9 protein-coding genes and 1 pseudogene are annotated in these 10035 nt (G+C 72.7%); all 10 read right to left on the reverse strand.

The genetic code is table 11. The annotated features are described in order from the left end of the window. A pseudogene (locus tag AB0M52_RS24260) lies at positions 1-240 on the reverse strand (hypothetical protein); the annotation flags it as partial. Then, positions 237-1238 (reverse strand): N-acetyl-gamma-glutamyl-phosphate reductase, encoded by a 1002-nt coding sequence (gene argC, locus AB0M52_RS24265; protein WP_363957811.1) that lies wholly within the window; start codon positions 1236-1238, stop codon positions 237-239. The gene argC and the pseudogene AB0M52_RS24260, both read right to left, overlap by 4 nt. Before the next feature lie 207 nt (positions 1239-1445). Further along, complete coding sequence (locus AB0M52_RS24270; protein WP_363957814.1) at positions 1446-2471, reverse strand: NAD-dependent epimerase/dehydratase family protein; 1026 nt, start codon at positions 2469-2471, stop codon at positions 1446-1448. A gap of 8 nt (positions 2472-2479) precedes the next feature. After that, positions 2480-3262, reverse strand: a complete 783-nt coding sequence (locus tag AB0M52_RS24275) for a glycosyltransferase family 2 protein (RefSeq protein ID WP_363957817.1) — start codon at positions 3260-3262, stop codon at positions 2480-2482. Beyond that, positions 3259-4461, reverse strand: coding sequence for a nucleotide sugar dehydrogenase (locus tag AB0M52_RS24280; protein ID WP_363957820.1), 1203 nt, complete (start codon positions 4459-4461; stop codon positions 3259-3261). The genes AB0M52_RS24275 and AB0M52_RS24280 overlap by 4 nt, the downstream gene beginning before the upstream one ends. 229 nt (positions 4462-4690) lie before the next feature. After that, entirely contained in the window at positions 4691-7270 is a 2580-nt protein-coding gene (gene pheT, locus AB0M52_RS24285; RefSeq protein ID WP_363957823.1) for a phenylalanine--tRNA ligase subunit beta, read from the reverse strand. Positions 7271-7305: 35 nt separating this feature from the next. After that, positions 7306-8376 (reverse strand): phenylalanine--tRNA ligase subunit alpha, encoded by a 1071-nt coding sequence (gene pheS, locus AB0M52_RS24290; protein WP_363957825.1) that lies wholly within the window; start codon positions 8374-8376, stop codon positions 7306-7308. Positions 8377-8599: 223 nt separating this feature from the next. Further along, a complete protein-coding gene (locus AB0M52_RS24295) occupies positions 8600-9397 on the reverse strand; it encodes an RNA methyltransferase (protein ID WP_363957828.1) in 798 nt (265 codons plus the stop codon). Between the two features lie 69 nt (positions 9398-9466). Continuing rightward, positions 9467-9859 carry a 50S ribosomal protein L20 gene (gene rplT, locus AB0M52_RS24300; protein ID WP_111212974.1) on the reverse strand — a complete coding sequence of 131 codons (393 nt, stop codon included), beginning with the start codon at positions 9857-9859 and terminating at the stop codon, positions 9467-9469. A 32-nt stretch (positions 9860-9891) separates the two neighbouring features. Then, a partial coding sequence (locus AB0M52_RS24305; protein WP_363957831.1) for a bL35 family ribosomal protein occupies positions 9892-10035 on the reverse strand: 144 nt, incomplete at its 5' end.

A 10035-nucleotide genomic window follows, 5' to 3' on the forward strand; every position in this document is an offset into this window, starting at 1 on the left:
GACCGGCGCGGATCGTCGCATGGGTACGTCGCCCCCCGGCGCACCCCACGCGCGTATCGCCTCTGCCACAACGTCCTCCGACGAAGTCAGGGCCGCCTTGACCCGGTTGCTGGTGAAGACCCCGGCGACCCCGGCGTCGGGGCCGTCGTTGACGACGAGGGCCACGTCGGGCGCGCCGCTGGTCTTGAGGCCGGCGGCCACTCCGGCCGCCCGGAAGCCCCGGGGCGTGGTGACGGTCATGGGGTCACTCCCCAGGTGGACAGGCCCGTGGTCTCGGGCAGGCCGAACATCAGGTTGGCGTTCTGCACCGCCTGGCCGGCGGCGCCCTTGCCGAGGTTGTCCAGGGCAGCGACCACGATCAGCCGGCCGGAGTCGGTGTCGACGGTGGCCTGCAGGTGGCAGGAGTTGCCGCCGAGGGTGGCGGCGGTGTGCGGCCACCGGCCCTCGGGCAGCAGGTGCACGAACGGGTCGTCCGCGTACGCCTCGGCCAGCACCGTTCGCGGGTCGACCTCGCGCGCCGGCAACGCCGTCACCGTGGCCAGGATGCCGCGCGGCATCGGCGCGAGCACCGGGGTGAACGACAGCCCGGTCGCGCCGGTCGCCTGCTTGATCTCCGGGACGTGCTGGTGGGCGCCGACCCGGTACGGCGACAGGTCGCCCATCACCTCGCTGGCCAGCAGGTGGGGCTTGGCGGCCCGGCCGGCGCCCGAGGTGCCGGACGCGGCGACGACCACCACGTCGGCCGGTTGGGCGGCACCGGCGGCGATCAGCGGGGCGAGCGCGAGGATGATCGTCGCGGCGTAGCAGCCGGTGTTGGCGACCCGGGTCGCGGCCGCGATCCGCTCCCGCTGGCCGGGCAGCTCAGGCAGGCCGTAGGTCCAGGCGCCGGCGTGCGGGCCGCCGTAGTAGCCGGCCCAGGCGTCGCCGTCGACGAGCCGGTGGTCCGCGCCGAGGTCGACGACCCGGACGGTGGCGGGCAACTGCGCCGCGATGGCGGCGGACTCGCCGTGCGGCAGGGCCAGGAAGACCAGGTCAGCCTCGGCCAGCAGGCCCGGGTCGGTCTCGGCGAGCACCAGGTCCAGCCCGGTGAGCTGGGGGTGGACCGCATCCAGGGGCTGCCCGGCCTGGCGGTGCGCGGTGGCGGCCACCAGGTCGAACTCGGGGTGCCCGGCCAGCAGGCGCAGCAGCTCACCGCCGGCGTAGCCGCTCGCCCCGGCAACCGCGACCCGAATTCCCATGCTCACCTCCGTATGACTATGCAACGAAGGCTAGCAGCGGGGAGATCCGTCCGCAAGTTCATGCAATCGACTGCATGGCAATAACATCGCTCCCCGGTGGCTCACCCGCCCGCACGGCAATCGGCCCGCGTCGCGATGACGACGCGGGCCGCTACTGCTGCCGGCGGGGGCCGGACGGGTGACACCCGGCGACCGGGGCGGACCCGGTCAGAGGCGGCCCTCCGCCACCGCCCGGGCGACCCAGGGGATGACCTCGTCGAGCATCTCGTCCAGCGAGGTGGTGGCGGTGAAGCCGAGCACCTCGCCGGCCTTCATGGTGTCCGGTACCCGCTTCTGCACGTCGTACTGGAACGGCTCGTCACTGACGTACCGGAACGGCACGCCCGCGCCCTTGATCTTGTGCCAGATCAGTTCGGCCAACTCCAGGACCGTGGTCGACTGGGCGGTGGAGAGGTTGAAGTCGTCGTTGCGCGCCGCCGGGTGCTCGATCGCCAGCGCGATCCCCCGGGCCAGGTCACCGCCGTAGGTGTAGTGCCGCACCTGGTTGCCCTCGCCGAGGATGTGCAGCGGGTCCTGCCCCTTGACGATCTTCTGCACCAGGTCGGGCACCACGTGCGACATGGCCAGCTTCACGTTGCCGGAGAGCACCTCGGCCTGACCCAGCGCGCGCCCCTCCCCCACGCCCACGCAGTTGAACGGCCGCACGATCGTGTACGGCAACTGGTACTGCTCCCAGGCGGCCCGGGCGTAGTACTCCACGGCCAGCTTCTGGAAGCCGTACGACGACAGCGGCGGCGGGATACGCCGCTCATCACCCTCCCGGCTCGGCCAGTGCTCGGTGGACTCGTACACCATCGAGGAGGACAGGTAGGTCACCTTGGCCAGCCGGCCGTCCCGGTGCGCCCGGATCGCCGCGTCGCAGGTGGCCGCCATGATCCGCTCGTTCGTGGCGAGCAGGTCGTAGGCGTACGCGTGGAAGTAGGAGATCCCACCGATCATCGCCGCCCCGGCGACCAAGTGGTCGCAGCCGTCGAGCAGCTCGGTCAGCAGGTCGCCGTCGCGGGCGTCACCCTCGACGAACCGGAACCGCGGATGGTCGTCGTAGCTGTGGGTGACCGGGCCGTACTTGGAGAAGTTGTCGACGCCGACCACCTCGTGGCCGCGGTCCAACAACTCCGAGACGAGGTAGCCGCCGATGAAGCCGGCCGAACCAGTTACCAGGACCTTCGCCACCTGCGCTCCTAAGCGGTCGTCTCGTACTCGGTGCTGCCCCGCGGGGCCGGCACGGCCGCCGGCCTCGCCCGGGCGGCCAGCTTCGCCGCGCTCAGCCGTCGACCGTAGGCGAACAGGTACCAGCGCAGGTAGCCGGGGAGGAAGCGACCCAGGTCGAAGTGGGACTCGCCGAGCGGCCGGTCCAACCAGATGGTCGGGATCTCGGCCACCGGCAGCCGCAGCCGGGTGGCCTTCGCGGTCAGCTCCAGCCCGATCTCGAACCCGGTCCGCGACTCGATGCCCACCTGGCGGACGAACGCCGTGTCGTACGCCTTGAAGCTGTTGGTGGCGTCCCGGGTGCCCACCCGGGCCAGGGTGTAGAGGCTGCGGCCCGCCCACCGCGACAGCAGCCGCTTCAGCCTCGGCCCACCGACCTGCTGGCCGCCCGGCATGTACCGGGAGGCGGCAGCCACCACCACGCCCCGATCCACCAGCCGGGCCAGCTCGTCGATCTGCCGGGGATCGTCGCAACCGTCGGCCATCGTCACCACCACGACCGGCGCCAGCGCCGCGTCGATCCCGAACCGGATCGCATTGGCCGGCCCCCGGCCGTAGGTGTTGAGCATCGCCCGCACCCGCGGGTCGGTGCGCGCGATCTGCTCGACGTACGGGACCGTGGTGTCCTCCGGCATGTCGTGCACGATGAGCACCTCGGCGGGAAGGAGCAACTCCCGCAGCATCCGCTCCAGACAGCGGACGATCGCCTCGCCCTCGTCGTACACCGGCACGATCACCGAGACCCGAGGGTTCACACCCGCACCCCCTGTCCGGTCAGCCCCCACATGTCGATCACCGGCTTGTCGGTGTCCAGGTGGGCGTACTGCTCGTGCGGGGCGGCGATGACCAGCAGGTCCGCCCGACGCAGCACCTCGTCGAGACCGACGAAACGCTCGTCGGTCACGTACGGGTCGGTGCACAGCGTCTCCCGGGTCTTCAACGCCAGGATCTTGCGCAGCTTGTACGCCAGGCTCTCCCGCGGATCGTCACTGCCGCCCTTGAAGGCCATGCCGAGGATGCCCACCGTCGAGGCGGCCAGGTCGAACCGGTCCTCCAGGCGGGACACCAGGTACAGCGGCAGCCCCTCGTTGATCAGCATCGCCGAGTGGCCGAGGACGAAGTTGTTCCGGTTGAACGCGGCCAGCTGCATGGTGTCCTTGAACAGGCACGGCCCGGCGGCGAACCCGGGCATCGGCAGGTCCGCGGCGCGCGGGTAGTCGTAGGCCACCGCGTGCCGGATCCGGGCGAAGTCCAGCCCGAAGTCGTTGGCCATCATCCAGAACTGGTTGGCGGTGGCGAACTTGATGTACCGCCAGGTGTTGGTGAACAACTTCGCCAGCTCCGCCTCCTCGGGCTGGAGCGGAACGATCCGGTCGGTCAGATGCCGGAACAGCTTCTCCGCCCGGGCCTGCGCCTCCGGCGTCCGCGCGGCGACGATCTGCGGCAGCGTGAACAGCTCGGTCATCGCGTGGCCCTCGGCGATGCGCTCCGGGCAGAAGGCGACGTCGGTGTGCAGTCCCCGGCCGGCCAGCAGCTTCTCGGTCAGCGCGGTCACTCCCGGGTAGACGGTGCTGCGCAGCACGATCAGCTGCCCGTCGTGCAGGTGCTCGGCACAGCGCTCCAGGGCCCTCGGCACCGCACCGAGATCCGGGTTGAGGTGCTCGTCGACGGGGGTGCCCACCACGACCACCAGATGCTCCGACACCCCGGCCGCGGCCGGGTCGGTGGTGGCCCGCAGCCGGCCCGAGGCGACCGCCTCGGCCAGTGGCTCGGCCGCGCCGGGCTCGGCGAAGGGCAACGTGGCGGCATTGACGGTGGCAACCGCGTCGGCGTTCAGGTCGTACAGCACGACGGAGAGCCCGCGGGCGGCGAAGGCGATGCCCAGTGGCAGGCCCACCCGGCCACAACCACCGACGATGCAGACGTCGACCGTGGAGGGTGGATCGTCGGACATGAGTGGACTCCCGTGGGGGTGGCGGGGGTGTGTTCCCGATGTCACTCGGAATCCAAGCAGGCTAACCGCTCGGACATGACCCGCGGGTAACCAAACAGCCATCGGTGTCGACCTTTCGGCCGACCCGTAACTCAGCGCACCCCGACCATCACCACCGGCACCCGCCGACGGTGTTAAGAAGGGCCCCTTCCTATACGCGAGGCGTTAAGAAGGGGCCCTTCCTTACAACTCAGGTGCCGCGGAGGGTGGCGCCGAAGCGCTCCGCGGCCCGGGCCACGGCGGCATCGCGGGCGGCCACCGCCTCCTCGACGGTCAGCGTCCGGTCCTGCGCGCGGAAGGTGAGCTTGTAGGCCAGCGACTTACGCCCGGCGCCCAACTGCTCCGAGGCGTACACGTCGAACAGGCGCACCGACTCCAGCAGCTCACCGGCGCCCTCGGTGAGCGCCTGCCGCACCTCATGAGCGGGAACCGAGTCGTCCACCACCAGCGCCACGTCGATCAGCGCCGGCGGGAAACCGGAAACCGTGGGCGCGGGCGCCACCGGAGCCGCCGGCAGCGCGTCCAGGTCCAGCTCCATGGCGCTGGTACGCCTCGGCAGCTCCAGCGCCGCGACGACGGCCGGGTGCAGCTCGCCGGCGTGGCCGACCACCGACCCGTCGACCAGCAGCTCGGCGCAGCGGCCGGGGTGCCAGGGGGCGTACCCGGCGGCCCGCACCTCGATCCGGCCGTCGGGCACCCCGGCGGCGGCGAGGACCGCACGGCCCGCCTCGATGGCGTCGGCCCAGCCGGCCGGCCGCCCGGCACCCCACCAACCGGCCGGTTCGACGTCGCCGGTCAACACGACGGCGACGTGCCGGGGCTGGTGCGGAACCACCGCGTCGGCGGCGGCGAACTCCGCGTCGGTGGGTCGCCGGTCGACACCCATCGCCGGCGGACGGCCCGCGCCCGGACGCGGCTGGAAAACCGTGCCGATCTCGTAGAGGGCCAGGTCGCGCAGACCGCGGCCGAGGTTGCGCTTCACGATGCCCAGCAGCGGGCCGAGCAGCGTGGTGCGCAGCAGCGGCTCCTCCTCCGACAGCGGGTTGGCCAGCCGCACCGCCTGGCGGCGCGGGTCGTCGGCGGGCAGACCCAGTTGGTCGGCCAGCTCGGCGGCGACGAACGGGTGCGCCAGGACCTCGACGTATCCCCGCTCGGCCAGCGAGCGGGACACCGCCCGGTTGCGCCGCTGCTGCCAGGTCAGCCCCCGGCCGGGCGGCGCGGTCGGCAGCAGCGACGGCACCTTCTCGTACCCGTCGAGGCGGACCACCTCCTCGACCAGGTCGGCCGGATCGGTCAGGTCGGGCCGCCAGGTCGGCGGGATGACGGTGAGCGCCTCGCCGACGGCGGCGGCGACACCCACCTCGCCCGGGTCCTCGGCCAGCCGGTCGGCGCCCCGGGCCACGGTGCAGCCGACCTGTTCCAGCAGGGCGACCACGCGCGCGGGCGGGTAGTCCACCCCGACCCGCCGGCTGGGCAGGTCGACCGGCATCGTCACCGGCGTACGCGGCCGGACGTGGTCGATGTCCAGCACCTCGCCGCCGGCGGCGCCGCCGGCGTGCTCGGTCAGCAGCCGCACCGCCCGCTCCAGCGCGACCAGCGGCAGCGCCGGGTCGACGCCCCGCTCCCAGCGCTTCGCCGCCTCGCTGAACAGCTTGTGCCGGCGCGCGGTGCGCCCGACCATCGCCGGGTCCCAGTGCGCGGCCTCGAAGAGCACGTTGACGGTGCCCGGCACGACCTCGCTGGTCTCGCCGCCCATCACGGCGGCGAGCGAGATCGGCACGCCGTCGCCCTCGCCGGCGAGCGGGTTCGTCAGCCCGGCGTCGCAGATGACCATGTCCTCCGGCGCGAGCACCCGGGTCACCCCGTCCAGGGTGGTCAGCTTCTCGCCCGGTTCGGCCCGCCGGACCACCAGCGGCCCGGCGATCCGGTCCGCGTCGAAGGCGTGCATCGGCTGGCCGAGTTCGAGCATCACGTAGTTGGTGATGTCGACGGGCAGCGAGATGCTGCGGATGCCGGCGACGGTCAGCCGCTGCTGCATCCAGCTCGGCGTCGGCGCCGCCGGGTCGACGCCGCGCACCATCCGGGCGGCGAACCGGTCGCAGCCGAGGGTGTCGCGCACCTCGACCGGGTACGCCGGGGCGGCCGTGCCGGCCGGCGCGGGTACCCGGCCCGGGTCGCGGAACGGCACCGCCAGGGTGTGCGACAGCTCCCGGGCCAGACCGCGGACGCTCATCTGGTACCCCCGGTCGGGGGTGATCTCCGCCTCGACCACGACGTCGTCGAGACCGACGACCGGCCGGGCGTCGTCGCCCGGCTTCGCCGGGGTGTCCGGGGGCAGCACGATGATGCCCGAGTGGTCGTCACCCAGGCCCAGCTCCTTCGCGGAGCAGATCATGCCGTTGGAGTTGCGCCCGTACGTCTTGCGGGCGCCGATGGCGAAGCCTCCCGGCAGCACGCCGCCGGGCAGGATGACCACGACCCGGTCGCCCGGGGCGAAGTTGCGCGCCCCGCAGACGATCTCCTGCGGCTCGCCGGTGCCGTTGGCCGCGCCGACGTCCACCCGGCAGAACCGGATCGGCTTCTTGAAGCCGGTCAGCTCCTCGATCTCCAGGACCTCGCCGACCACCAGCTGCCCGGTGATCGTCGCGGACAGGTCCACGATGGACTCGACCTCGATGCCGAGGTCGACCAGGGCCCGCTCCAGCTCTCCGACGGGCAGGTCGGCCGGGAGATCGACGTACTCCCGCAGCCAACTGACAGAAACTCGCATGACTCAGACCACCGTCTCCGTAACTCGCGCCCGCACTACGCCCCGTGCCCGAACGCCCGGGTGAACCGGACGTCGCCCTCGACCAGATCCCGCATGTCGCCCACGCCGTGCCGGAACATGACGGTGCGGTCGATGCCCATGCCGAAGGCGAACCCGGAGTAGACCTCCGGGTCGATGCCGCAGGCCCGCAGCACCCGCGGGTTGACCATGCCGCAGCCGCCCCACTCGACCCACTGCGGGCCCTTGCGGTGCTCCGGGAACCACACGTCGAACTCCGCCGACGGCTCCGTGAACGGGAAGTAGTGCGGCCGGAAGCGGGTCTTCGCGCCCTCGCCGAACATCGCCCGGGCGAAGTGGTCGAGCGTGCCGCGCAGATGCGCCATCGTGATGCCCTTGTCCACCACCAGGCCCTCGACCTGGTAGAAGACCGGGGAGTGGGTGGCATCCAGCTCGTCGGTGCGGTAGACCCGCCCCGGCACCACCACGTAGATGGGTGGCTGCCGGGTGAGCATGGTGCGCGCCTGCACCGGCGAGGTGTGGGTACGCAGCACGAGGCCCGACTCCTCGGCCGGTGCGATGTGGAAGGTGTCCATCAGGCCACGGGCGGGGTGGTCGGCGGGGATGTTGAGCGCGTCGAAGTTGGTCCACTCCAGCTCGACCTCGGGCCCCTCGGCCACCTCGTAGCCCATGCCGATGAACAGGTCGCTGATCTGCTCCATCTGCACGGTGATCGGGTGCCGGGAGCCACGCGGCCGGCGGTCGTAGGGCAGCGTCACGTCGACGCGCTCCTCGACCAGCACCCGCTCGGCCTGCTCCCGCTCCAGCACCTCGGTGCGGGCGGCGTACGCCTGCTCGATGGCGCGGCGGGCCTCGTTGACCCGCTTGCCGGCGTCGGACTTCGCGGCCGGCGGCAGCGCGCCGATCTCCCGGCGGGCCAGCGAGACCGGGGCCCGGTCGCCGAGGTGCGCCGGGCGTACCGCGGTCAGCGCGTCGGGGTCACCGGCGGCGGCGAACGCCTTCTCGGCCCCGGTCACGGCCTCGGCCAGGGCGGCCGGGTCGAGCAGGGCGACCTGCTTCGGGTCGTACGGATCGTTGCGATAGCTCATGGCGTACGGGCACTCCCTCACGGCGGCGCCGGCCCTCACGGGCGGCGAAGCGAGTCTACGGACGCGCGGCTGTGCCGCAGCCCGCCGGTGGGAGTCGCGTGGAAAGCAGGTCAGACCCGCCGCCCGCCGACACCGGCGGGCTGGCTAAACGAACGCCGTGGCGCGTTCTCCATGGGGGCCGCTCTCCTTGTGCTGTCTTGCTTGTGCTGCGCGCATGACGCAGTCAGCGCTGTGCTCTCGCTGAAGCGTACAGGCAGACGGCAGCAGCCGCAGCCAGGTTGAGGCTCTCGGCCCGCCCGTGCAGCGGCACCCGCACCCGGGCGTCGGCGGCCTCGGCCAGCTCACCGGGCAGGCCGTGGGCCTCGGAACCGAACAGCCACGCGGTGGGCGCGGCGAGCCGGCCGGCATCGGCCAGATCGTCGAGATCCTCCGCGCCGTACCCGGTCGCGGCGAGCACCGCCAGCCCCGCGGCCCGCGCCGAGGCGAGCACCGCCGCCGGGTCGCGCTCGCGGACCACGTCGACGTGGAACAGGCTGCCGGCCGAGGCGCGTACGCACTTGCCGTTGTACGGATCGACCGCGTCGCCGGCGAAGACCACGGCGGCGGCGCCGGCCGCGTCGGCGGTGCGCAACACGGTGCCGGCGTTGCCCGGGTCACGGATCCCGGCGAGCACCGCGACCAGCCGGGGGCCGCGGGCCAGCGCCGCCGCCAGAGGCACGTCGAGGTGCTGGCAGACGGCGACCAGGCCCTGCGGGGCGACGGTCTCGGTGAGGGCCTCGATGGCCTCGTCGGTCACCTCGGAGACGGGTACGTCGTCACCGGCGGCGGCCGCCGCGAGGTCGGCGTACCGGCCGAGCCCGGCCGGGGTGCCGAACAGCTCCACCACGGTGCGGGGGCGGCTCAGCGCCTCGCGGACCGCCTGCGGCCCCTCGGCCAGGAACCGGCCGGTGGCCTCGCGCTCCCGGCGACGCTGGAGCCGGCGGGCGGCGACCACCCTGGGCGTACGCGGCGTGAAGGGCATGATGTCCTCACCACACACGCGCGAGGCGCCCCCCGTCGTCGAGGGACGCCTCGCTGCGCTGTGCGGAGATCAGGCGGCCTGGGCCGCCGCGCCGCCGGTGCCCTCGGCCTGCACCGCGGCCCGGGCCAGCTCGACGATCGCCGCGAACGCGGGAGCGTCGTTGACGGCCATGTCGGCCAGGATCTTGCGGTCGACCTCGATGCCGGCCAGGCGCAGGCCCTGGATCAGGCGGTTGTAGGTCATCCCGTTGGCGCGGGCGCCCGCATTGATCCGCTGGATCCACAGCTGCCGGAAGTCGCCCTTGCGGTCGCGACGGTCCCGGTAGGCGTACTGCATCGAGTGCAGCACCTGCTCCTTGGCCTTGCGGTACAGCCGGGAGCGCTGACCGCGGTAGCCGCTCGCGGTCTCCAGCAGGGTACGGCGCTTCTTCTGGGCGTTCACAGCCCGCTTGACGCGTGCCATCTCAACTCCTTCTTGGACTCAGGTGGCGCGCGTCAGCGGCCGAGCAGCTTCTTGAGGCGCTTGACGTCGGACTTGGCCGCTTCGACCAGGCCCGTCAGCCGCCGGGTACGGGTGGAGGCCTTCTTCTCCAGGTTGTGGCGCAGACCGGCCTGCTGCTTCATGATCTTGCCCTTGCC

Source organism: Micromonospora sp. NPDC051296 (genome assembly GCF_040682255.1).
Taxonomy (GTDB): Bacteria; Actinomycetota; Actinomycetes; order Mycobacteriales; family Micromonosporaceae; genus Micromonospora; species Micromonospora craterilacus.